This window comes from Shewanella sp. 10N.286.52.A9 (assembly GCF_041468985.1).
Lineage (GTDB): Bacteria > Pseudomonadota > Gammaproteobacteria > Enterobacterales > Shewanellaceae > Shewanella > Shewanella japonica.
The window spans coordinates 153,800-175,313 of sequence record NZ_JBFRJQ010000012.1 but is presented as its reverse complement, the minus strand read 5'-3'; the positions used below and the strand labels follow the sequence as shown (position 1 = coordinate 175,313).

19 protein-coding genes are annotated in these 21,514 nt (G+C 41.2%); all 19 read right to left on the bottom strand.

The features are described 5' to 3' along the window. Positions 1-72: 72 nt before the first annotated feature. The gene (locus tag AB4128_RS11655) at positions 73-1,575 is read right to left on the bottom strand and encodes a flagellar hook-length control protein FliK (protein WP_372037740.1); all 1,503 of its coding nucleotides are present in this window, start codon (positions 1,573-1,575) and stop codon (positions 73-75) included. 213 nt (positions 1,576-1,788) lie between these two features. Next, complete coding sequence (gene fliJ / locus AB4128_RS11650) at positions 1,789-2,235, bottom strand: flagellar export protein FliJ (protein WP_372037738.1); 447 nt, start codon at positions 2,233-2,235, stop codon at positions 1,789-1,791. After that, on the bottom strand, positions 2,235-3,572 hold the full coding sequence (gene fliI / locus AB4128_RS11645; RefSeq protein ID WP_055025027.1) for a flagellar protein export ATPase FliI: 1,338 nt from the start codon (positions 3,570-3,572) through the stop codon (positions 2,235-2,237). The genes fliJ and fliI overlap by 1 nt, the downstream gene beginning before the upstream one ends. Beyond that, a complete protein-coding gene (fliH, locus tag AB4128_RS11640; protein WP_372037736.1) occupies positions 3,541-4,614 on the bottom strand; it encodes a flagellar assembly protein FliH in 1,074 nt (357 codons plus the stop codon). The genes fliI and fliH overlap by 32 nt, the downstream gene beginning before the upstream one ends. Positions 4,615-4,685: 71 nt before the next feature. Beyond that, positions 4,686-5,732: a flagellar motor switch protein FliG gene (fliG, locus tag AB4128_RS11635; protein ID WP_055025029.1), complete on the bottom strand. Its 1,047-nt coding sequence runs from the start codon at positions 5,730-5,732 to the stop codon at positions 4,686-4,688. Then, entirely contained in the window at positions 5,722-7,341 is a 1,620-nt protein-coding gene (gene fliF / locus AB4128_RS11630) for a flagellar basal-body MS-ring/collar protein FliF (protein ID WP_218919256.1), read from the bottom strand. Before fliF ends, fliG begins: the two co-directional genes overlap by 11 nt. Positions 7,342-7,448: 107 nt before the next feature. After that, on the bottom strand, positions 7,449-7,790 hold the full coding sequence (gene fliE, locus AB4128_RS11625; protein WP_055025031.1) for a flagellar hook-basal body complex protein FliE: 342 nt from the start codon (positions 7,788-7,790) through the stop codon (positions 7,449-7,451). Positions 7,791-8,018: 228 nt separating this feature from the next. Then, the gene (locus tag AB4128_RS11620) at positions 8,019-9,365 is read right to left on the bottom strand and encodes a sigma-54 dependent transcriptional regulator (RefSeq protein ID WP_065108531.1); all 1,347 of its coding nucleotides are present in this window, start codon (positions 9,363-9,365) and stop codon (positions 8,019-8,021) included. Then, positions 9,358-10,581 (bottom strand): PAS domain-containing sensor histidine kinase, encoded by a 1,224-nt coding sequence (locus AB4128_RS11615; RefSeq protein WP_240433822.1) that lies wholly within the window; start codon positions 10,579-10,581, stop codon positions 9,358-9,360. The genes AB4128_RS11620 and AB4128_RS11615 overlap by 8 nt, the downstream gene beginning before the upstream one ends. 132 nt (positions 10,582-10,713) lie before the next feature. After that, on the bottom strand, positions 10,714-12,144 hold the full coding sequence (locus AB4128_RS11610; protein ID WP_055025033.1) for a sigma-54 dependent transcriptional regulator: 1,431 nt from the start codon (positions 12,142-12,144) through the stop codon (positions 10,714-10,716). Between the two features lie 438 nt (positions 12,145-12,582). Next, complete coding sequence (fliS, locus tag AB4128_RS11605; protein ID WP_055025034.1) at positions 12,583-12,987, bottom strand: flagellar export chaperone FliS; 405 nt, start codon at positions 12,985-12,987, stop codon at positions 12,583-12,585. Positions 12,988-13,001: 14 nt separating this feature from the next. Beyond that, the gene (locus AB4128_RS11600; protein ID WP_055025035.1) at positions 13,002-13,322 is read right to left on the bottom strand and encodes a hypothetical protein; all 321 of its coding nucleotides are present in this window, start codon (positions 13,320-13,322) and stop codon (positions 13,002-13,004) included. A 5-nt stretch (positions 13,323-13,327) separates the two neighbouring features. After that, positions 13,328-14,695: a flagellar filament capping protein FliD gene (fliD, locus tag AB4128_RS11595; RefSeq protein ID WP_055025036.1), complete on the bottom strand. Its 1,368-nt coding sequence runs from the start codon at positions 14,693-14,695 to the stop codon at positions 13,328-13,330. A gap of 61 nt (positions 14,696-14,756) precedes the next feature. After that, positions 14,757-15,140, bottom strand: coding sequence for a flagellar protein FlaG (locus AB4128_RS11590; RefSeq protein WP_119969042.1), 384 nt, complete (start codon positions 15,138-15,140; stop codon positions 14,757-14,759). 114 nt (positions 15,141-15,254) lie between these two features. Beyond that, positions 15,255-16,073, bottom strand: a complete 819-nt coding sequence (locus tag AB4128_RS11585; RefSeq protein WP_080916253.1) for a flagellin — start codon at positions 16,071-16,073, stop codon at positions 15,255-15,257. Between the two features lie 264 nt (positions 16,074-16,337). Then, a complete protein-coding gene (locus AB4128_RS11580; protein ID WP_065108534.1) occupies positions 16,338-17,159 on the bottom strand; it encodes a flagellin in 822 nt (273 codons plus the stop codon). Between the two features lie 112 nt (positions 17,160-17,271). Then, positions 17,272-18,474, bottom strand: a complete 1,203-nt coding sequence (gene flgL, locus AB4128_RS11575) for a flagellar hook-associated protein FlgL (protein WP_055025040.1) — start codon at positions 18,472-18,474, stop codon at positions 17,272-17,274. A gap of 11 nt (positions 18,475-18,485) precedes the next feature. Beyond that, positions 18,486-20,420 carry a flagellar hook-associated protein FlgK gene (gene flgK / locus AB4128_RS11570; RefSeq protein ID WP_372037730.1) on the bottom strand — a complete coding sequence of 645 codons (1,935 nt, stop codon included), beginning with the start codon at positions 20,418-20,420 and terminating at the stop codon, positions 18,486-18,488. Continuing rightward, entirely contained in the window at positions 20,420-21,499 is a 1,080-nt protein-coding gene (gene flgJ / locus AB4128_RS11565; RefSeq protein ID WP_282166714.1) for a flagellar assembly peptidoglycan hydrolase FlgJ, read from the bottom strand. The genes flgK and flgJ overlap by 1 nt, the downstream gene beginning before the upstream one ends. Positions 21,500-21,514 lie beyond the last annotated feature (15 nt).

The following is a 21,514-nucleotide window of genomic DNA, read 5'->3' as shown; positions in this document are numbered from 1 at the left end:
GCTGCCAGTAAAATTATTAACATTCGCTATAGCGCACCAACAGTCTTAACTTGTTGGCTATAGATTACCGACTTAGGCGTAATAATCTATAGCAGAATTGCTACTCAGTGAATGTTTTGCTGCAATGTCGAGTTCTTGTGCTGATATTTCATCCAACATCGCATCACCATTGCTGTTTTGTTCATCATATTCAGATTTCGACTCGTTATCACCATCTTGAGAAACATGACTATCAGCAAGTTGAAGTCCTTCTTCAGCTAACATTTCGCGTAACTTAGGAATCGCTTGTTCGACGAGATCTCTTGTTTGTGATTGTGCGACTTGGAACTGTACTTGAGTTTGCTCACCGTGAACTTGAACTCTCACGACCATATGGCCGAGCTCGGCAGGATCAAGTCGAATTTCAGCATGTTGAACGCCTTGTCCAACCATAGTGATTAATTGCTGCTTCATCACTGGAGCAAATTTTTGAATCATATCTTGCATGTTCACCGCAGCTTCAGCCCCTTGGCGTAAAGATAGCTGAAATTGTGGGACATCACTTTTATGTTGCGCCGTAAAGCTGCTTTGATTTTGTAATGCTTTTACTTCAGTTGACTCAGGTGTTAACTCAGACGTTGCTGCGCTAGCAGCTGAACTGGCCAACGCTGCATTTTTAGCTATTTGTTTATCCATTGACACAGTTAACTCAGCTTTGGACAAATTGATTTGAGGCACTTCTTTAGAGGATGACTTCGTCTCTGCTTGGGTTGCTTCGCCTAATATCGTGCCTTTTTCGGCATTGAGATTCGCCTCTGCAGAATTTTTACTGGCTTGCATTTCAAGTGTCGTATTAACCACTGACTGAGGATTCACTAATGATGCATTATTTGTTTGATTGGTATTAGCTTGCGTATTGGACGCTAAATTAGCGACGTTTTTAACTGAGTCACTGTCAGCCGCACCTTCATTAGCATTTGCAAGCACAGCTTGCTTATCTGTCAGAGCCATTAAAGGCAACGCTTGTTCACCGCTTAGCTGATGCTGACGATTGAAATCAGCAATCAATTGATTAAGCTGCGCTGGCGTAAGGCTCGCTAACTTCTCGCTATCCATTGATGAAAACTCACTTAACTGAGTGAGCTGTTCAGCCGTCAACGATGATAGAAAAGCGTTGACGGTTTCATCAACCTCAGTCTCAAGTTGTTCATCAGAGTTGATTGTCTGAGTATTTGCCAATAACTCAGAATCCAGCATGTCAGAATCTATTGCTGAGCCTTCGTCCGCTAAAAGCTCTTCATCTAACGGCAATTCTTTGCCACTTGGATCTGAAGGCCCGACTTTATCAAAATTTTCAGACATACCAATTTGCGCAAAAATTAACTCTACATCAGCCTCTTCAATTGCGACATCAGACTGCTCTTCTACATTTGTCTCGCTACTTTTTGCCAACTTGGTCTTTTCAATATCCATTTGTGACGCTTGGTTAAAAACAGATAGAAAAGATTGATTATCAGCACCTTGCGATTTATCTGAACCAGTAACACTTGCAACTTTACCACTATTGCCTAATAAAATATTACTCATCTGCTGCATAACCAACTCCAAATCACTCCCCTAATCGAAACCATTAACAAGGTCATTTCTGGGGGTTTATCCATTGTCACAAAGCTGACACTTTGCGAAGTTAATACAAGTAACAAGCAAATTAAATGCCAAACTTTTATCTTTGTAAAAAGTTGAAAATTGGTAAGAGTAATGACAGTGAAATGAAACTAATGATGAATTGATAAAAATAATAAAAAGACCTTAGCGAGATTTCATGCGGATAAACTGCTGCATAGCAAATTCATCTGATGCTTTTTGTTCCTTTTTATTGGCAAGCTGTTGAGCTTTTTGGGCGTTTTTTTCAAGTAACAATTCAACTGCTTTGCGCTTTTGTTGTTTCTCTTGCCAGTGAACCTGACGATAACCCGTTTGTTTCTCAGCCTCTTTTACCGCATTAACTTGTTGTAATAAGGCTTGATCTACTTGCTTTATAAATTCATGAAAAGAATGATACTGGCTTGCACTGAGGGTTTTCCCTTGGTTTTCGCCCATTTGTTTCATGTATTCAAGTCGATAATTATTAAGCGCATCAAGTTGGCTTTGATGTTTTTGTTGTTCAAGCTGAGCAGACTTTAGCTGAAGCGCAGCTTGCTCTTCAGCTTCTTTGTTCAACTTTAATACGGTTAACAAGGGATCAGTTCGGCGCATTATTTACATTGAGCAGCAATCTGCCCAACCATAGTTTGACTATCATCAAAAGTAATTACATCTTTAAAGCCTTGCCTTAAAAAGGCATTCATAGCCGGTTGTAGGCGAATCGCATTATCAATTCGAGGATCACTCCCTTGGGAATAAGCACCTATCGAAATAAGATCTCTGTTTTGCTGATACAAGGAATACATTTGTTTAACCAGTCGCATAGACTCAAGGTGTTCTGCTGAAATAACCATAGGCGCAACACGACTAATAGATTGTTCAATATCTATTGCAGGGTAATGCCCTGAATCTGCAAGAGTCCTTGATAAGACAATATGGCCATCTAAAATCGCTCGAGACGCATCTGCAATGGGATCTTGTTGATCATCACCTTCGGTTAATACCGTATAAAACGCAGTAATAGAACCTTGACCTGGTCCACCATTACCGGCTCGTTCCACTAAACGTGGCAGCTTGGCAAATACTGAAGGCGGATAACCTTTGGTTGCTGGCGGCTCCCCGACGGCAAGGGCAACTTCACGTTGCGCTTGAGCATATCGAGTTAAACTGTCCATCAATAACAAGACGTTATAGCCGAGATCTCTAAAGTATTCAGCTATTCGTGTAGACGTTTCACACGCTCGAAGTCGCATTAACGGTGAAGTATCTGCTGGCGCGGCGATAACGACCGAACGAGCTCGACCTTCAGGGCCCAAAATTTCTTCAATAAATTCTTTTACTTCTCGACCACGCTCTCCCACTAAGCCAACAACAATAATATCTGCCGTAGTCCCCCGGGTCATCATGCCAAGTAGCACACTTTTACCGACACCAGAACCAGCAAATAATCCCATACGCTGACCTTTACCTACGGTTAGCATGGCATTAATCGCTCTGACTCCCACATCCAAGGGTTCTGAAATAGCCCGTCGAGAAAGCGGATTAATCGGTGGTGCATGTCTTGACGCTTGCTGTTCAGTGTTTAATGGGCCTAAACCATCCAACGGTGCCCCACTACCATCAAGCACGCGCCCTAATAAACTTAAACCGACATTTAACCCAGATTGCTCCCCCAAAGGTTGAACTCTTGCTCCTGGTAACACACCTCTTAATTCTTCTACCGGCATCAAATACAAGAGCTCATCATCAAATCCAACCACTTCAGCAATTAGCTCACCAGCCATAGTTTCAATTGAACATAAACTACCGACAGGTGCACGACAGCCCGTTGCCTCTAGCGTTAACCCTACAACACGCACCAATTGCCCACTTGCAACAGGGCGCAAAGGGCTGACTTTTTGGCTTTGTATTTTGAGTTTATTCAGTAGCTGATGTTGACGGCTTTGCATCGTCGATATCCTCAGCAGTTACAGAAGTGTCAGGAGCTTGACTCGCTTCCTCTACGGGCGCGTCTGATGCTGCTAGATTGGCTATTTCAGGGGACTGCTGGTTTGGAGACAATGCAGCGTCAGGCTCACTCTCATCTGCAATCGTTGTTTCTGGCTCATGTCGAACTGGTGAAGATGTCGTCGTTGAATCCAAATTACTTGCTGGTAGTTCATCGACAATATCAGTTTGATAAAAATTGGAATCCGATTTCACCGTTTGAACATTATGCTGAATACCTTGTGCTTGCTCTTGAAGCTGAGAGAGCACCTGCTTCATTCTCTCTTCAACTCGCAAATCCACGCTTGAACGTAAGCTATTAATAATACAGTCACCGGAATTCAGAGAAGGATCGGCATCGATTTCCCAATGGTTTTTTGCTAACTGAGCATCACTGTACATTTTGGTGACTAAGGTGGCGTCGTCAGGATGTAATCGAAGTTTTACTTGCTGTTCTTTAATAGGCAGTGAGTCAACACCTTGGCGTAACACAGATAAAATATGTTCTGGATGAGTTTTTAGCTCATGGCCCACAATGGATTTTGCCAGATTAATAGCAAGGGTGAGCATTTCTGACTCAATTTCAGCGTCGAGAATCATTAACGGTTGCTCAAACTGTTGCACAATGCCCGTTAAGCGCTCCAACATCTCATTCGCTTTATTCAATCCCTCTTCATAGCCTTGTTGCTCGCCTTGGCTAAATCCTTCTGAGTGACCTTGTTCTAACCCTGCTAATTTCCCCTGCTCAAGCCCTTGGTTATACCCATCAGCTTTGCCTTGTTCAAATCCTTCTTGCTCTGCCTCTGCTCGAATTTGCTCAATCTCAGCCATGGTTGGCGGTAATAACGGTTTGTCATCCGCTTGCGGTGGCGGATTATTGGCACCTAAGTGACCAAATAAGTTTGACGGAGCATCAGCTTGAGATTCAGTCACATCAGGTAATTGCCAGTGACTAAAATCATGTTCTTCATTTTCAAGCGGTTTGTTGGTTTTAGCGTCCGTCATCTTAATGGCCTAATTGACTGCAAAAATACTGGTTAAGTCGGTGATGTCACTCACTCGTTTAGCACAAGTGATTATAAGAACTCTTCTCCACCACCGCCGCCAAGCATAATTTCACCACTATCACTCAAGCGTCGTGCAATTGCGAGAATTTCTTTTTGAGCCACTTCCACTTCACTGATCCTAATCGGTCCCATAGCCTCAAGATCGTCACGTAGTAACTCACCTGCACGCTTAGACATATTACCCACGATTTTATCAGATAACTGGTCATCGGCCCCTTTCAAGGCTTTCATAAGTACATCTTGTTGTACTTCTCTGAGCAAGACTTGAATGCCACGGTCATCAACGTCAATCAAGTTCTCAAATACAAACATTAAGTCTTGGATCTGTTGTGCCATTTCCTCATCAGATTCACGCATGGTTTCCATAATCTGACTTTCTACGCCGGTATCAAGGAAGTTCATAATATTCGCAGCTGCTTTTAAGCCGCCCATTTTAGCCGCTTGTGCGCCGCCTTGGCCTGCAAACTGTTTCTCCATGATGTCATTTAACTCTTGCAATGCAGCAGGTTGCACTTCTTCCAAGTTAGCAATACGCATCATTAAATCTAAGCGGGTATTTTCTGGGAACTGACTAAAAATTTCAGCCGCTTGATCGGGCTCTAAATAAGATAAAACAATAGTTTGGATTTGCGGATGCTCATTCTGAATAATGGTGGCAACCTGACGTGCATCCATCCATTTCAATGAATCCAAACCTTTGGCACCACTGCCCATGATAATTTGTTCAATCAAATTACCCGCTTTATCTTCACCAAGTGCCGCTGTTAATGCTTTTCTGACAAATTCTTCACTATTAAAGCCAATAGATGAGAATTTTTGGATTTCTTCAAGAAATAACTTATGAACGCCAATGACTTTTTCTTGGCCAAACTCTTCCATAGCAGCCATTGCCATACCGACTTTCTGGACTTGCTTAGGTTCAAGGTGCTTCAAAATCGAAGCTGCATCAGCTTCGCTTAGGCTTAACAGCAAAATAGCCGTTTTCTCGATACCCGTTAAGTCATCAGGGTTAAACCCTTTAGTTGCCTCTGCAACTGCTACGTCATCATTTGCCATCTTCTTGTAACCAACTCTTAATTACTTGGGTAGAAAGTTCAGGTTCATTAGCCACTAATGCCCTAATCGACTTGATCATATCATCATCTTTATGCAGGTTCGGTATTTGAATCGAACCGTCATCAGCATAACTGTAATCAGCTTGCTGAGTATTTAACATGCCTAATGTGTCTGCAGCGTACTGATCTTCAATTTCAGCAAGCTCATGGCCCAAACGTGTTTCTTCAGGCATCTCAACTTCGTTAGATTTCAATAACCTGTTTAGCATTGGACGAATAACAAATAATATCAGAACTAGCACTAATAATGCGCCTAGTATTAGCCTTACCGCTCGCCAAAACCATGGTTGTTCCCACATTTCAAGCGCTGGCAATTCTTCAATTAGTTGGTCCATAAATGGAACCGTTACCACCTCTAACGTATCACCACGTTGACTGGTAAACCCCATCGCCCCTTCTAATAAACGTCGGATATTAGTCAGCTCTTGTTCGGTTCTAGGTACTCTTGTTACCACACCATTTTCATCAACTGGTCCTGGCTTGTAGTCAATAGCAACCGATACACTTAACCTTCTAACCACGCCAACTTGCTGACGAGTATGGCTAATCGTGGTATCAAGCTCAAAGTTACGAGTCGCTTCGCGGAAACTGTCTCCAGTAGCCGCTGTGGCTTCAGATTCACCCACTTCTTGTGGAATATCAGACTCCATAGGTGGTTGGTTTGATAATGCACCTGGAATACCACCCATTGCCTGACCCGATGAATTACGCTCAATGGTCATTTCGCTGCGTACTGCTGGTAAATCAGGAGAAAAACGTTTTGCTGTTTGCTCAACGGCTGTGAAGTCCATATTGACATCCACTTGCGAGGTAAAGTTTTCAGGGCCTAAAATCGGCATTAAAATAGAATCAACCTTATTACGGTATTCAGATTCTTTTTGTTGAACTAACTCTTGTTCACGGCGAGCTCTTGCTGAAGCGCCATCTTGGCTTCCAGAGTTAAGTAAACGGCCATTAGAGTCAGTCACTGTGACTCGAGTAGGCTCTAAACCCTGAACAGCAGAAGCGACAATATCAACAATGGAATCAATTTCTTCTTGGCCTAAGCTGCCACGGCGCACGTTAACGACTACGGTTGCGCTAGGTTTAGATTTGTTTCTGGCAAATACATTTTCTTTTGGTAACGCTAGAATCACTTTGGCACGAGTAACACTTTTAAGCTCTTCAATTGCACGAGCTAAATTGACTTCTTGGCTTTGTTTTAATCTCGCCTGCTCCATGCGTTGACTCACACCAAAGCCACTATCTTTACTCAAATAATCAGTTGGTTGGCTTGAGGTTTCAACACCTGCACGGCCTAATAGTAATTTTACATCTTGATACTTATCTTCTGGAATACTGACTACATCACCAGAAATTTTATAGGCAATTTTATTTTTATCGAGAACGTCCAGAACCTGGATCATTTCATTGGTTTCCATCTGACCTAGAGGTCTAAACTCAGGCTCTTGCGCCCAAATCATCATGAAAACCGCCAGCACCAAACAGACTGCCAACGCTAATATCATGGTGATTTGACGCATGAAATCAGCACTGCCAAATGAACTCATTAAGCCAGATTTGTTCTCTTGCTGAATCCCTGTGCTATCAACGGTATCTGAATCTAATACGAGATCTGTGCTCACAATAATTACCTACTTTCTAATCTGATAAGAGCCTAAACAGGCATGCTCATAATTTCTTTATAAGCTTCAACAAGCTTGTTTCTTACTTGCACAGTTGCTTCAAATGCCACACCTGACTTTTCACGAGCTATTACAGTATCTGACAGTGTGACTGTCGAATCCCCCATTTCCAAACGTGTCGCTAGGTTGGCGGAATTTTTTTGTAAAGCGGTAACACTACCAACGGCTTGAGAAAGTAACTCTCCAAAATCAGCCCCTGATGTATTACCCACCTTCTGAGTCATATCCGGTTGAATTGGAGAACGAAGATTAGGTGAAATTTCACCACGAAGTGATTGCATTTCTTGTAAAAAAGGATTTCCGCTAACCTGCATTGTAAACTCCTATTCGTCGGATATTTGACGACTAAAAACCAGTTACAATAGATTTAGCAATTAGGATGCCAATAATATAAAAATGCGTATTAACAATAGATATTGGGGGTAAAAAGCAGTGAGTTTGCTCAATGTGTGCGCAGCAATCGTCATTGTAGATAAGAAAACCTAGCGAAAGTGCTAGGTTTTCTGGCTGACGTTAACAACAGATACGTTAACAGGAGAAAATTAAGCCGGCACTTGAATGCCCATATCGCGCATTTTCGCCATTTTATATCGTAAGGTTCTTGCGCTAATTCCCAGCTTTTCAGCTACCGCTTTACGGCTGCCATTACACTGATTTAATGTTTCTAAAATAATCACATGTTCTTGGGCTTTTAATTCTCCCCCTAAGCCATCTGTTTCTGTGCTCGGTTTAGCTTGTTGCTCAGTAGGCTGCAGCGGCACTTCGGCACTATCAAGCACAATATCATTGCTTGTCACCTCTTCACCTGTATGCAATATCAGCGCTCGTTGAATGACATTATCAAGCTCGCGCACATTACCAGGCCAGCGATAAGTCAGCAGCCTTCTACAAGCCACATCATCGATTGTGGGTACTGGTGAAATATTCGCAAGCTTTGCATGTTTCACAATCAAATGACGAGCAAGCGGTAAAATATCAGCAGGTCGCTGATTTAATGCAGGCCAAGTAAGCGGAAACACATTAATGCGATAATATAAGTCTTCTCTAAAGGCTCCTGAAGATGCCATTTCTTTCAAATCACGGTTGGAAGTTGCTAACACTCGAACGTTTAGCGATATCGTTTTACGACCGCCAAGGCGCTCTACTTCCCTTTCTTGCAGCACACGTAAAAGTTTAGCTTGCAGACCAAGCTCCATTTCAGAGATTTCATCTAATAAAATCGTCCCGCCTTGTGCCTGCTCAAATTTACCAGGACACGCCTGATAAGCGCCAGTAAAGGCGCCTTTTTCATAACCAAATAGGGTTGCTTCAAGCATATTCTCAGGTATAGCGGCGCAGTTAATGGCAATAAAAGGCTCATCTGCTCTGGCACTGTTTTGATGAATGTATCGTGCAAGCACTTCTTTACCTGAACCGCTCGGCCCCATAATCATCACTGATGCATCGGAACTTGCGACTCGTTGTGCAATTGACAGTAATGCCAAACTTTTGTCATCAGCCACAACAGGTTGATCGAGGTTTTGTTTTAACGGCAAGTAGCGTGACACTTGATTGAGCAGCACCTCTGGCGCAAATGGCTTCGCCAAATAATCCACCGCGCCTAACTTAATGGCACTTACCGCATTATCAATGGTGGCGTAAGCTGTCATTAATAATACTGGAATCTTATTATTATTTTGCTGGAGGTAATTTAATAAGCCGATGCCACCAATGCCATCCATCTGAACATCACTGATAACCAGATCAAAATCATTAGATTTTAACGCTATGATGGCTTCTTCGGCTGAACCAACATCAACACAATCGTAATGAGCTAGCATCAATGTATCCAGTAATGCTTCTCTTAACGATGCATCATCCTCAACGAGTAGTAATTTTGCTTCACCCATGAGAAGTCTCCGTTTGAGTTAAACTTGCCTTAGCGTTGACTTGTTCATCAACATTATGCACTGGGAATGAAAGCCTGATAAGGCAACCTTTATCGGGTTGCGATGACACCTGCACCGTGCCGTTATGGTTTCTCACAACGGTTTGCACTACAGCAAGCCCAAGTCCTGTACCTTGGCTTTTTGTGGTAAAAAAGGGCTCAAGTATTTGTTGCTGCATATCAGCAGCTAGCCCTTTACCATTATCAATCACATCAATATTCAGACGATGATCGGTTGAACTGGTTATGATACGTACTTCAGTTGCATTGGCTTCTAAGCTGTTCATCACTAAATTGTTAATCGCTGAACTTAATGCATTGCCATTAGCTAAAATCGCATCACTAGAATGATTAAAATACTGTAATTTACACGACTTGTTTTCAGCAATAGGTTCACAGTTAGCTAACACAGGTTCAATAATTGCTTCAGCCAATAAAGCCTCTGAGACATCATCTTGTTTATTCTTAGCCATTAGCAGCATGTCATTAACTTGTCGCTCAAGTTCATTAAGGCGATCAACTAACTTAGACTGAAAGCGTTTTTTAGCCGTTTCAGCCAACTTAGGGCTGGCTAAATTCGACGCATATAACATTGCAGCAGAAAGCGGGGTTCTGACTTGATGAGCCAATGTTGCGACCATTTTCCCAAGCGCTGATAATCGCTGCAAATGCGATAAATTCTTTTGAAGTAAGCGGGTTTCAGTTAAATCCGTCAATACAATTAACTGACCAGGCTCCGGTGTTAAAGGGGTAATTGCTAACTTAACTCGACGACCATTTTTAAGAGAAACCTCATGACCATCATCTTCTTGGGGAGAGAAAGCGCGATTAATAATTTCAAACCACTTGGCACCTTGTAAAGGTCTGCCTAATAATTCAGTGGCCACAGGGTTAGCAAGAGTGACAACACCATCCCCATTAATAATCACAACGCCAGATGGCATAGCTTGTAATATATGTGCCATTTGATTTGACATATTAGCCGCCTTTTGCGGAACCGCTCGCTCATTTTGTTCAATAAACTGCTGATTAAAAGGCGCCGATGAACTGACTGAGCCAGTTAAGTCAATTTTAGCAGTGCTTTGCTGAACTGAATCGTCATCTATATTAAAGGCATAGTGCTCTGCTGATGCTTGCGCCGTTACTGATTGTTCTGAAACTAGTTGCGCTGAAAACATAGCCACTCCGTCAAAATATTTACTTTTAACAGGCTAATGCATTTGGTATGCCACTTTAATCAAACTTATCAAGAGGCATAAAAAAGCATGCCAAAAGGCATGCTTTAATAGAACATTTTTTGCGCGATGATACTAGTCTTTACTCATACCGTATTTACGCATTTTCTCAACAAGTGTCGTTCGGCGAATACCAAGCATTTCTGCAGCCCTTGCAACGACGTTATCTTGCTGCTCAAGTGCTTGACGGATCATATCGATTTCAAGCTCGGCTAATAAATCTTTTAAATTCACGCCTTCAGGAGGTAATTCGCTTGGGAATCGTGTTTCAGGGATTTCGATTGGCTCATCATCACTGAAAATTGAAGCTAAGGCGTCACGCTCTTGTTGCTCCTCACTGATTTCCACGCTGTATTCAGGCACATCAATATAACGATACTTACGTGGTAAGTCATTGACATCGACAAGCCCGCCTGGGAATAAAATGGTTAGCCTTTCAACTAGGTTAGACAGTTCACGTACATTACCAGACCAGTTATGTTCTTTTAATGACTCTATCGCACGTTGGGTAAAACGAATTTTACCGCGACCTTCATTAAACACACGGCTAACTAATTCTTGCAGTAACAGTGGTACGTCATCACGTCGTTCACTTAACGACGGCATTTCAATTGGAAATACGTTTAGTCGATAGTATAAATCTTCACGAAACTCATTCTTATCAATCATGGTTTCAAGATCACGGTGAGTCGCAGCAACCACGCGCACATCTGTTGTAATCGTTTTAGAACCACCGACACGTTCAAAGACTTTTTCTTGCAGTACACGTAATAGTTTTACTTGCATCTGCAGCGGCATATCGCCAATTTCATCTAGAAATAATGTGCCGTTTTCAGCTAGTTCAAAGCGACCTTTACGGGTAGAAATCGCGCCAGTAAAAGAGCCTTTCTCATGGCCAAATAACTCACTTTCTAATAACTCTGGTGGAATAGCACCACAATTGACAGGAATAAACGGTCCATCACGTCGCTCTGACATATAATGAATATTACGAGCAACCACTTCCTTACCTGTACCAGATTGACCCAGCACTAACACAGTGGCATCAGACGTTGCGACTTGGCTTATTAGGTGACGAACATTGGCAATCCCTTCACTACGACCAACAAGTGATCTAAACAGTTTGGTTTGATTAGCGCTGGTTGGTATTTGAGGTTGCTTAGCTTGACCGTAAATTTGGCAAAAATGAAGCAGCTCAGTGAGCTGAGGATAGTTTATTGGCTCTTCGATTGTACCAAGTACATTCACACCATTAATCTCTTGCGAACCGATTAATAGAACGGGTTGCCAAGGGATTGAGGATTGCACATCTTTAATGAATTCAGCTGAAACAGATTCAGTGTCGATAACTAAAGCTCTAAAACGAGAGTCACGAGTTAACGGCGCAAGATCATCAGTTGAAATGAGGTGATGTTTTTCATCTAAAAATTCAAAAATACAACAAAGACGAGACACGCGCTCAGAAGGTTCAGCAACAATTAAAATTCGTTGTTCTATTTGCATCATTAAGAAGGCCAAAGCTCTAGTTATTAGTAATTCAGAGTCAAAATTCTTCGTTATCAAAAATCAATAACGCTCACCTGACTTGAATGTAGTTTATCACGCTATATTTCTATGAGTCAGATGACACAATTATAATATAAACATTAACATAGAAGATCGCGAACACATATTTTTTAATCTTTACTTAAATATAGCCAAAACTGCAATAAAGTTTAAACGAATACGCAAAAATAAATACTGTATTATCAGAGCAAGAGAATCAAGCTTGATCAGCCAATATTCTACCATGCTATTGATTTAAGTCACTAACAGCTGTTTTTATATACAACCAATACGATAAGCCAGACTGGAAATGCCATTTATGGACGAAAAGAAACGTTCATTTTTACATGTCGAAATACGAAAAAGGCGCCTATGGCGCCCTTTACAATGATATCAAAATTAACTCGCTTCTGACGTCATTTGATGCATCTCTGCAGGGATTGCATCCCAACCTTCTTTAATCGTTCTAAGGATATTTGTGACATCATCAATGGCTATCACATCATTATTCACGTTTGCCTCTGAAATACGGCGTAACATGAAATCATAAAGATCACTTAAATTGCTTGCAACAGAGTCTTTGACGTCCATATTAAGACTATTATTCAAGCCATTTATGATACCTATTGCTTTGTTAATCGCGACACCTTTAGCCTGTAAATCATGATTTTCAATTGCGTATCGGCTTTGCGCTAATCGTAATAAAGCACCATCGAACATCATTTGAATAATTCGATGTGGAGAAGCAACAGCTATCTCACTGTCGATTGATACCTTTTGGTAAGATTTAATTGATCCTCTCATAGGATTCACCTTTGCTACTTATTTGAGTCTATAGATTGATAAACATTAATTTGGCGCTGATTTTTCTTTCTAGCCTGAAGTAAAGATTGAATGTGTTTTTGCAATGCTATGACCTTCTGCTCAAACACTTTGCCAATAGAAATCTGTTGTTCTAACATTTTTCTTTCAGTTTCTTCATCTTCAAATTTCAGGTTATCGAGTAAAATTTGACGCTCACCTATAAGTACTAGCAAGTTAGATACCAACTCATCAGAAGATTCATTTTCTGAAGGAGTATTATCAATATTTTTTAGCAATTCTTCTATTTGCAGGTTTTTTTCAGATAGTTGTTTCATATAAATTAGCTACTTGGCACAGAGCCTGGTAATGAATTTAATCGCTCTGTTAATCCAGAGCTTTGTTGATTCAATGATGCAACGACCAAATCCATGGCATTAAACTGTTTAAATAAACGTGCTTCAAGTAACTCCATTTTCAAACTAAACGCATCACGCTGATCGTCTAAACGGCTTTTCTCACTGGTTAAACTATTATTACGGCTATCAATTAACCCACCCGTTTTAACATAACCTTCGACCATGGTATCTAATTGGCTTGCAATACCTGTGTCAGGAGTCGCAAATAATCCTTCAACTAAATCCATGTTTTCACTGATAGATTCATCTAGTTTTTCGGTATTAATTGACATTTTTCCGTATCGATCAGTTTCAATACCAATGTCATATAATGCAACGCTCTGTCCGTCAACATCGACTCGATTACTGATCATGCTTCTCATTTGGGATTCTATCGAACGAATCATTGAATCCCCTTGCAGCGCAGCGGCTTCTTCTTTTTCAGTGTCATATTTAGACATATCACTGATTGAAGTCACTAATGTATTGTATGCATCCACAAATGCTTGCACATTTTCTTTAACTAGCTCGTCATCTTGCTCAATTTTTAATGTTGAGGTTTTTGATACATCAGCATCAGTTAGCGAAAGCGTGACACCAGCAATGGCATCGGTAATTTCATTAGATTGAGAAGTAACCTTTTGACCATCAATATAGATGACGGCATTTTCCGCATTTTGAAGTGTCGTCAAATTTCCAGCGCCAAACATGTCATTTAACCCAGAGCCGGCAGTATCGTTCGCAGTAATTGTCACTTCATTGTCGGTACCTGGCTCATCAGAGCTAAACACGATACGGCTACCATCATCACTTTTAATGATCGTTGCAGTTACACCAGAGTTGTCTGTAGCGCCATTGATTTTTTTGGCGATATCTTCAAGTGAGTCGGTGGCTTCAATATCTACTGAGAAAGCTTCACCATTAACCGATAAATCCAGGCTACCAGTTCCCACCCCTAAACTCGGGTCGGCCACATTGGCTCCAGCCACTTTATGAGAAGAAGCCAGCTGTTCTACTTGAATTTGATAACTGCCTGATTGTGCATTCTTATCGGCTGTAGCGCCAAAATAAATGCTTTCGCCAGTCGACACTTTACGAATATTAAGTGCATCTGGGTCACTCAGCTTCTCTAGTGCATCTTGGAATGTCGATAATTTACTTTTCAACGAACCAATGGCTGACACTTTTGCATCTATTGTCGCTTCACTTTTATCGAATAATGCTTCTTTAGGGAGTTTTTCAGCATCGACGAGTACACCGACAATGGTGTTGATATCAAGACCTGAGCCAATACCAGTTGCTGTTAATGCCATAAATTCCTCACCTATTATTCAATAATTCTTACATTAATATTAACGCAAAAAAACGCCTTAATTATGCCTCTGTATTAAGCAAAATCCCTGCCACTTCAGCTAATTTTTTCGACAGTTCTAACGCTTCTTCATTAGGTATTTGCCTAATGACATCACCCGAGTCAATATCCATGACACTGATCACATTTTTCCCAGAGTCATCATCCACTTTAAAGGCAAGCCCTTTACGCATTATTGACGCCATATCATTTAGGTCATCAGTAACTTCGGCTAACTCTTGATTATTTGACTCTTTATCAACATAGTCTTTAGCTTGTTGATCTGACTTTACTAACTCAGCAACTTTGGTTTTTTCTTCTGCGACCTGAGCTTTACTCTCAGTCAGTTGACGAGTCCCCATATTATCAGTAAGGGTATTTGAGGTACCAGTAAAATTGATATCCATAGCCATCTTACGCCTCTTAATTAGTTTAGTACGATAATCAATATCAAAACGACAAAAGGGAGACCTAACAAGATCTCCCTTCTCTAATCATCAAAATTTAATTAACTAATCAAATTATAGAAGAGATAATGCCACTTGAGGTAACTGGTTAGCCTGTGCAAGCATTGCAGAACCTGTTTGTTGTAACACTTGGTTTTTAGTCATTTCAGCGGTTTCTTTCGCGAAATCAACATCTACAATACGTGATTTAGCATCTGCAACGTTTGCTTGTGTATTTGCACTGTTAGCGATGTTATGTGCAAGACGGTTTTGTTTCGCACCTAAATCTGCACGTTGGCTATCAATTGTTTTAATTGCCGCATCGATTTTAGACAGAGCAGAAGCACGGCCCGCTGATGTTGCGTTAGTTAGTGAGGCAACTGATAAGCTTGTAGAGTCACTTGTTTTAACTGTAATAGTGATATCTTCACCATCTTGGTGACCTACTTGGAAGTTTTTACCACCTGAAAAACTACCATCTAATAATTTAGTTTCACCAAATGCGGTGTTATTACCAATTTCAGTAATTTCTAGTGCAAGTTCGTCCATTTCAGCTTTAAGAGCCGCTAAATCTTCAGTACTGTTTGCACCATTCTCAGATTGTACCGTTAAGTCACGCATACGCTGAAGCATGTTTGTTTGCTCTTGCATTGCGCCTTCAGAGATTTGAGCGATTGAGATTGCGTCATTAGCGTTACGCATACCCACTTCTAAACCACGAACTTGAGAGTTCAAACGGTTCGAAATAGCTAAACCAGCCGCATCATCTTTTGCGCTGTTAATACGTAAACCACTTGATAAACGCTCCATTGAGGTTGCTAAGTTACCTGTAGAAGCATTTAAGTTCTTTTGCGCTTTCATTGATGTTACGTTTGTATTTACTGTAATAGCCATAATTTGTTTCCTCTTTATACCTGGCTTTAAAACTTGCCTGTCTCTATTGCCAGGCGGGTCTATTGGGTTACAAATACTTTAACGGCAGCAATTTAGGTTACTTTAGAATTTTTTTGAACATTTTTCGCACATTAAGCCTTAACCACATAAAATCAATAACTTAAATAAACAAAAAAGCCATACTTGTTATTATTTAAACAAGTATGGCTTAATTTTTAGCCCGAAAGATTTTATAAAAAGCTTTAGGGTGTTAACTCGGTGTCATTAACCTAATAATGATAGCGCCACTTGTGGCAATTGGTTAGCTTGAGCCAACATTGAGCTACCCGTTTGTTGCAACACTTGGTTTTTAGTCATTTCAGCGGTTTCTTTCGCGAAATCAACATCAACAATACGCGACTTAGCATCTGCAACGTTAGCTTGCGTATTTGCACTGTTTGCAATGTTATGTGCTAGACGGTTTTGTTTTGCACCTAAATCTGCACGTTGAGTATCAATATTTTTAATTGCGGCATCAATTTTGGTTAGCGCTGATGCACGTCCTGCTGAAGTCGCATTTGTTAATGCTGCAACAGATAGACTTGTCGCATTACTTGTTTTAACTGTAATGCTGATATCTTCACCATCTTGGTGACCAACTTGGAACGTTTTACCAGCAGAAAAGTCACCTGTTAATAATTTCGTGTCACCGAAAGCCGTACTATTACCAATCGCGGTGATTTCTTCCGCTAATTGATCCATCTCAGCTTTCAATGCTGCTAAATCGTCAGGGCTGTTTGCACCGTTTTCAGATTGAATAGTCAAATCACGCATACGCTGCAACATGTTTGTCTGTTCTTGCATCGCACCTTCTGAGATTTGCGCTATCGAAATTGCATCGTTCGCATTACGCATACCAACCTCTAACCCACGAACCTGCGAGTTCAAGCGGTTAGAAATAGCTAGACCAGCCGCATCATCTTTTGCACTGTTAATACGTAAACCACTTGATAAACGTTCCATCGAAGTACTTAAATTTTGCGTCGACGCATTTAAGTTCTTCTGTGCTTTCATAGATGTAACATTGGTATTTACTGTAATAGCCATAAATAAATCCTCATTCTTAGTTTTGTTGCCAAGACTTTGGAGCTTGGCTAAATTTTACAATTTAACGTTGGTCTTTCTTGCTTTATATATCTTGCAAGATCTGAACGCCTTACTAGATATAATCAAACAACGAAATAGAACCGACTTTGCCGAACACACTCGACACGGCATTTAATGCCAGTTGCTGTTTTTCAAATTCAGTTATTGCTGCGGCATAGTCCAAATCTTCAAGCATGGATAATGCGCTATCATTAACGATTTTTTCTTCAGCGTGATTCGTAGAGATACTCTCTAAACTTTTCAAGCTATTGCCAGCAATACTTCTTGCTGTACTGACTTGATTTTGACCACTATCGATATTATTCAATAGCTGTGCCAACTTTGAGTTTCCTTGAGAAGTATTTGGAATAGTAGGATCTTCAAGCATCGCAATCGCTTCATTAAAGGTATCTAGAATACTGACGGTTTCTTGAGGTTCCATGGTAAAAGAGTCACCCGCGACAGGCTGACCTGACAGTTGAACTTCTATGCCGTTAAAACTTACCGGATTGCTAGGATCAAAGTTTGCAACCGTTGATACGACTGTGCCGCCCGAATCTTCAATTTGTAAATCAAGGACACCTGCGTTATCAACAAACTTAAAGGTATAGGTATCTTCTACGTGTGCGGCAGAATCAAAAATGGCCGCCTTATCAACAACAAAATCACCCTGTTGAGATGGCAAATAATTGACACCATAATCACCAAGCGGATTAGGTGCGTTCATAAACACAGTGTCACCTGGCACATTTGTTCCGATGGTAACACCCGAGGCAACGATACTTTGCCGCTCGCCACTGTCACCGCTATAAATTATTTGACCATTATTATCAAACGCAAAAGGTGGATTATTAGTATTGTTGCCAGCAAAGATATAATTACCCGATTCGTCTTTTGTGTTGGCAATCGACATTAACTCTTCGAGACTATCTTTCATTTCATCGGCAATCATTTGCCGTTCCGATTGAGATAGGCTGCCGTTTGCGGCGCGCTGTAGTTGCTCACGCATACTACTCATAATTGTTTCTGTGCTGCCTAACTTACTTTCGCTTAATCCAAGGTGCTTTTGTGCATAGTCAATATTCTTGACGAATTGATCCACCAAGGCGTTTTTCTGTTTTAAGTTATCAACACCAATAGCTGCAACAGGATCGTCTCCCGCGGTATTGAGCCTTTTGCCACTTGCCAGTTGTTCCAAAATTTTATTGGTTGAAGACTGACCTTTAGACAGACTTAAAGTATTTTGATGAAACATTTGAGCAGTTGAAATACGCATGACTAATTCTCCTAACGAACAGAACTAAGCAATGAATCAAACATTTGCTGAGCTGTTGTCATGATCCTGGCTGAAGCTTGGTAAGATTGTTGATAACGCATTAAGTTGGCAGCTTCTTCGTCTAAGTTCACTCCCGACTCACTTTGTACACGGTTATATGCTTGTAGATAAACAGCTTCATTTGATTCAAAAGACACGGCAGCGGCTTTGGTTTTGCTAGCAATATCAAGCTTACTACCTTCAAACACGCCAGCTAAGGTCGTTGTGCCGCCATTCATTAATTTTTCATCTGACAGTTTCGCCATTTCTATCGCATTGCTGTTATCTCCTTCGGCAAATGATAAATCGAAGGTATAACTGTCGGTTACGCCGGCTGTTGACGTGTCGCTAATTTCAAAATCAAAGCCATATGGTGTACTAATTTGTGGAGGAGTAAATGCCGTTGGGCCACCAATTGCTGCGCCACTGGCGTCAAAAGCTTGATAAGTATTTGTAACGGTATCGACTTGAATAGTGATTTCACTATCAGTCACAGGGAAATTAGCATTTGTTCTATCTATGCTAGTTAACTTAACACTGGTGTCACCCGAGTTAGTGGGTTCACCAGTAATTTTAGGGGCAGCTGCTGCAATACCTTTGGGATCGGTCATTTCGACACCAATACCTGCTGCGGCGCCTGCATTAGGTCTAATTTCAAACTTATCACCATCTGCAAAACCTGCTGGCACCGAGTCAATTTGGATACTGAATCCATCTGCGCCCGTTAACTGGTTATTGACAGCATCATAGGTCAAAGCTTGTACTTCACCTGTTTTAGTATCTTTTAACTCATAGGTTGAAGGTGCAGTAAACGACAGTTCATATGAACTTCCTGTCAATTCACCGACATCATCTATGTTGACTCGGATTTTGGCAGTACCAGTATTTCCGTCAAATTCACCGACACGCCCAGCTGACATCAGTGGATCATTTATATCAGTAAATATATTTTGACCAATTTCACCATTTAAATCATAGCCATTTGACTGCATTTCATTGAATGCATCAGCAATACCTAACGCTAATTGACCTAATTCTTGGCCAACAGGCACTAAGGTTTCATCGCGAAATTTAAATAGCTCCCCAAGTTGACCGCCTAGTTTTGATCCATCAATAACTAAACTTTGATTACCAGTGGTCGTGGTCAAACGAGATTCATTGGGATAAGGGTCTCCAGTCGTGGTACCGATTTGCATTGAAACTTCACCAGACACCAGCATCACAGAGCCGCCTAACATGACACTTTTAGCACCATTCTCAAGCGGAATAACGTTGACTTCGGAATACTCACTTAACTCTAAAATAAGTGCATCTTGTTTATCTAGTAACTGGCTGTCTGGACTTTCGCTTTTCATTAGCTCTAGATTAATGCTAGCCAGCTCATTGCTGATTTCATTGATGCGATCAGCCATCGCACCGATTTGACTATTAGTCTGTTTCATCTGTGAGTCGAGATGAGACTGCATTTGATTTAGGCTACTTGCAGCTTGTTGCGCTGCGCCAAGCATACTGTCACGCATACCGATATCGGTTGGTAAATCGGCCACACTATTAATGCTTGAGAAAAAGTCGTTTAATCGATCTGGCACCATTGAACCAATTTGTGAATAGAGCTGATCCATCTCATTCATTTTGGTGTAACGAGTTTCTGCGGCGCTCATTGAGGTTTGACCTATACGTAACTCTCTGGCAGCAAAATCATTGTAAATCCGCTTAACATCAGTAACGTAAGTACCCGTACCATAAAAGCTGTTACCAATCTTTTGGGATTCTAACGACGACTGCTCGGCAACTTGACGGTGATAGCCAATCGTATTGGCGTTAGCAATGTTATTACTGGTAACGCCCATTTGAGATTGAGCCGCCAGTACGCCGGTGCGGGCGATATTTAATAAATCAACAGCCATTAGTTAGTCTCTCCTGGTAATGCAGACTTAAGTCCATTAGTCACTGTTTCCATCACTTTTAGCACTTTCTTTGCGTATTGAGGATCAGTGGCGTAGCCAGCTTTTTGTAACTCGTTAATAAATTTTGCAGGTTCTGCAGCCACTTTTTTGGCCTCTTGGTAACGTTCACCATTGGCAATAAAAGACACAAAATCATTAAAGCTTTGTTCAATACTGTCGTACATTCTAAAGTCAGCTCTTTGTTTAACAGCCTTGCCTTGCTCATACTCCAAGGTGTTCACCGATGTCTTATCACCCTGCCAGCGAGTGTCGGCTTTAATGTTAAACAGGTTATTACTAGCCGTGCCGTCTTGACGTCTGATCATTTTCTGACCCCAGCCTGTTTCAAGTGCTGACTGAGCAAGCAACACTTCAGGTGTTGTTCCCAGAGCTTTAGCTGCTTTTTCAGCATGAGGATAAAGCGTATTAACAAAATGCGCAGGGTTGCTAAATTCGGACGGCGCTTTATTGACTGATTGCGGCAATTGATTGCCATTAGCGGCAACTGAAGTGTCATTTTCGCCTGCTAGAATTTTCGCCATTGCTTGCTCATCGATCACCGAGTGATGACTGGCAAGCTGATTAACATTTACTACTGGTTCATTGGGTATTTTTTGTGCAAACGACGTTATTGGACTGACCGCAATGTCTGCTGATTTGTTATCAAATAAACCATGTTGAATGTTTGCATCAATATCGCCACGAAGGACAGAGGCAGGCTTAAATGGTGTATCTTGAGGTGATAATTGCTGAACCATTAAATCAGCAATGCCCAGCATACCTTTATCAGACAAGTCCACTGACATCTGTTGATCACGCATGTTCTCAAAAAACTCAGTGGTTTGACTGTTCATTGGACTGTCTGATTTAAAAGCTGCGTTAGCATCACGCATGCTTTTCATCAGCATTTGAATAAAGATACCTTCAAACTGTTTAGCGACTTCTTTAAGTGCCGCTTTCTCGTCTTTCTGAGCCTGAGAACGTAATGAATCTAGTCCTCCTAGATCCAGAAAGTGCGATGAATTTGACAGCTTTTCCATAGTCGTACCGACAAT

Excerpts from the sequence above, each read along its gene's own strand:
- flgK (WP_372037730.1), bottom strand. The coding sequence starts at position 20,420 with ATGGCTGTTGATTTATTAAATATCGCCCGCACCGGCGTACTGGCGGCT.
- fliI (WP_055025027.1), bottom strand. The coding sequence starts at position 3,572 with ATGCAAAGCCGTCAACATCAGCTACTGAATAAACTCAAAATACAAAGC.
- AB4128_RS11590 (WP_119969042.1), bottom strand. The coding sequence starts at position 15,140 with ATGGATATCAATTTTACTGGTACCTCAAATACCCTTACTGATAATATG.
- AB4128_RS11585 (WP_080916253.1), bottom strand. The coding sequence starts at position 16,073 with ATGGCTATTACAGTAAATACAAACGTAACATCAATGAAAGCGCAAAAG.
- AB4128_RS11610 (WP_055025033.1), bottom strand. The coding sequence starts at position 12,144 with ATGATGCAAATAGAACAACGAATTTTAATTGTTGCTGAACCTTCTGAG.
- AB4128_RS11615 (WP_240433822.1), bottom strand. The coding sequence starts at position 10,581 with ATGTTTTCAGCGCAACTAGTTTCAGAACAATCAGTAACGGCGCAAGCA.
- fliF (WP_218919256.1), bottom strand. The coding sequence starts at position 7,341 with ATGAGTTCATTTGGCAGTGCTGATTTCATGCGTCAAATCACCATGATA.
- fliG (WP_055025029.1), bottom strand. The coding sequence starts at position 5,732 with ATGGCAAATGATGACGTAGCAGTTGCAGAGGCAACTAAAGGGTTTAAC.
- fliH (WP_372037736.1), bottom strand. The coding sequence starts at position 4,614 with ATGACGGACGCTAAAACCAACAAACCGCTTGAAAATGAAGAACATGAT.
- fliS (WP_055025034.1), bottom strand. The coding sequence starts at position 12,987 with ATGAGAGGATCAATTAAATCTTACCAAAAGGTATCAATCGACAGTGAG.
- flgL (WP_055025040.1), bottom strand. The coding sequence starts at position 18,474 with ATGCGTATTTCAACTGCTCAAATGTTTCATCAAAATACTTTAAGTCTG.
- fliJ (WP_372037738.1), bottom strand. The coding sequence starts at position 2,235 with ATGCGCCGAACTGATCCCTTGTTAACCGTATTAAAGTTGAACAAAGAA.
- fliE (WP_055025031.1), bottom strand. The coding sequence starts at position 7,790 with ATGCAGGTTAGCGGAAATCCTTTTTTACAAGAAATGCAATCACTTCGT.
- AB4128_RS11620 (WP_065108531.1), bottom strand. The coding sequence starts at position 9,365 with ATGGGTGAAGCAAAATTACTACTCGTTGAGGATGATGCATCGTTAAGA.
- AB4128_RS11580 (WP_065108534.1), bottom strand. The coding sequence starts at position 17,159 with ATGGCTATTACAGTAAATACCAATGTTACATCTATGAAAGCACAGAAG.
- flgJ (WP_282166714.1), bottom strand. The coding sequence starts at position 21,499 with ATGGAAAAGCTGTCAAATTCATCGCACTTTCTGGATCTAGGAGGACTA.
- AB4128_RS11655 (WP_372037740.1), bottom strand. The coding sequence starts at position 1,575 with ATGCAGCAGATGAGTAATATTTTATTAGGCAATAGTGGTAAAGTTGCA.
- AB4128_RS11600 (WP_055025035.1), bottom strand. The coding sequence starts at position 13,322 with ATGAAACAACTATCTGAAAAAAACCTGCAAATAGAAGAATTGCTAAAA.
- fliD (WP_055025036.1), bottom strand. The coding sequence starts at position 14,695 with ATGGCATTAACAGCAACTGGTATTGGCTCAGGTCTTGATATCAACACC.